This is a genomic window from Bacillus sp. AP50 (assembly GCF_040492675.1).
Lineage (GTDB): Bacteria > Bacillota > Bacilli > Bacillales > Bacillaceae_G > Bacillus_A > Bacillus_A cereus.
This window is the reverse complement of the sequence record NZ_JBEUTW010000715.1, coordinates 1-1938: the sequence shown is the minus strand read 5'-3', so window position 1 is coordinate 1938 and position 1938 is coordinate 1. Positions and strand designations below refer to the sequence as shown.

Sequence of the window (1938 nt, the reverse complement as noted above, 5' to 3'; positions counted from 1 at the left end):
GTTATATACAATGCGTTCATTCCTTTATTATTTTTTCATCTATACTGTATCTTACTTTACTTTATTTTTGTAAACAAATAAAAAAGATTTTGTAAATGCAGTTCAAAAAGCAGGTAGATGCATTCCATATATTGTATAGTATTATATAGTAAGAATTTTTTAAATATAGAATGGTATTACCCATTTACACAAAGGAGAGTTAACATATGGCTACTCGTCACATCATTACAATGTTAGAAAAAACACTACAAGTTGAAACAGAAAACACAATTTCTCATTTAAATGTATCTTTATCTGATCGTTTTCTTTCTCAAAGCACAGCAATACATGAAAACAATTGTTATCATACAATTGGTGAATGGTACAAAAATCATTTCTTATTCCAACAAGATGATTTCCTTTGGGCTAAATATGCCTTCTATGACGCATATTGTGAAGCCATCAAAAAACAAGGTCATCTTACAAAACGTGTTCGCCAAATATTAGAATCATTAGCTCGAATGCATGGAAAACAGTATATTGCTTCTATACTAAATATGCCATTTCCTAATGAACGCGCTAAAGGGACAGCGTAATTTAGCCATGTTCTGCGTAAGCAAAACATAGCTAAATTATTTTCTAGGATGCTTTACCAATAAAATGTTCATATCATATGAACTGATGAAACCGGTGTCATTATAATGATAGAAAATATAGTAAACAGGAAAACCCCCACGTACATCTCTCATCCATTGGAATAGAGAAATACGTGGGGGTATACTTGTTCCTTATTATTTCATCATCTGCTTAATCAGTTCGCGATTTCTCTTCTTAAATACTTCATTATGAGAAGAAACCATTCCATACTCACTTGCATCTGGTTGGATAAATTGTTTTGCTTTATTCACAGCATTTCCAGCATCTTGGAATGCACCTGCAATTAAGTGTAGTTTCCCTTCGTGCTTTAAAATATCTCCAGCAGCATATAATCCATCTACTGAAGACTCACTATTTGCATTACCTGCAATATAATAATTATCTATAATTGCAACGTCTAACTCACTATTTTCTAATAATGTAATGTCGCGTTCATATCCATGATTAATAATAACTTCATCAATAGGTAAATGAGAAACCTCACCTGTTTCATGATTTGTTAATTCTACATATTCGATCGCTTCATGATTATCACCAGCAATTAATTTTGTAATCGATGTATTAAAGAAACACTCCGCTGAGCTGTTCATAAGTTGTTTTACTTGTGCTTCATGACCAGATAATTCTTCTTTTCTATAGGTTACATACACTTTTTTCGCAATTGGTTCTAATTCATTTGCCCAATCAACAGCAGAATTGCCTCCACCGGAAATAATAACTGTTTTACCTTTAAAACGCTTTAAAGATTTAACTGTATAATTTAAATTTGATACTTCAAATCGCTCAGCACCCTCAATAGATAACTTTTGCGGTTTCAATATACCACTTCCTGTTGCGACGATAACTGTTTTTGAAAAGTGTTCTTCCCCAGTACTTGTTTTTAATGTAAAAGTACCATCTTGATTACGAATAATTGATTCCACTTTTGTATCTAATACAACTTCTGGCTTAAATGTTAACCCTTGCTGTACAAGTTGTTCAATTAACTTATCACCTGTAACTGGTAATAGTCCTCCTACATCCCAAATCATTTTTTCCGGATACACATGTATTTTTCCACCTAAATGTGGTTGAAATTCTATTATTTTCGTTTTCATTTCTCTGAGTCCACTATAAAAAGCTGAATAAAGCCCTGCAGGTCCTCCGCCTATCACGGTTACATCAAACAATTCTTCTCGATTCATTCGTGCTCACTCCTCAGCTACTAATCATTGATTATCATTCTCAATAAAATATAACCTGTTTCCGCAAAATTTACAATCAAAATTACTATTGACAATACACCTATATAAAATTATATTA

The 1938-nt window shown here is 32.2% G+C and carries 2 protein-coding genes; one reads left to right on the top strand and one right to left on the bottom strand.

The genetic code is table 11. The features are described from left to right. Positions 1-206 precede the first annotated feature (206 nt). A complete protein-coding gene (locus ABWK52_RS28750; protein ID WP_000235475.1) occupies positions 207-575 on the top strand; it encodes a hypothetical protein in 369 nt (122 codons plus the stop codon). A gap of 195 nt (positions 576-770) precedes the next feature. Here ABWK52_RS28750 and ABWK52_RS28745 read toward each other — a convergent pair whose 3' ends face one another. Beyond that, positions 771-1820, bottom strand: a complete 1050-nt coding sequence (locus ABWK52_RS28745; protein WP_001078268.1) for an NAD(P)/FAD-dependent oxidoreductase — start codon at positions 1818-1820, stop codon at positions 771-773. Between the last annotated feature and the right edge of the window lie 118 nt (positions 1821-1938).

Bases quoted from the DNA above. Each gene is read 5' to 3' on its own strand.
- ABWK52_RS28745 (WP_001078268.1), bottom strand. From the start codon at position 1,820: ATGAATCGAGAAGAATTGTTTGATGTAACCGTGATAGGCGGAGGACCT.
- ABWK52_RS28750 (WP_000235475.1), top strand. From the start codon at position 207: ATGGCTACTCGTCACATCATTACAATGTTAGAAAAAACACTACAAGTT.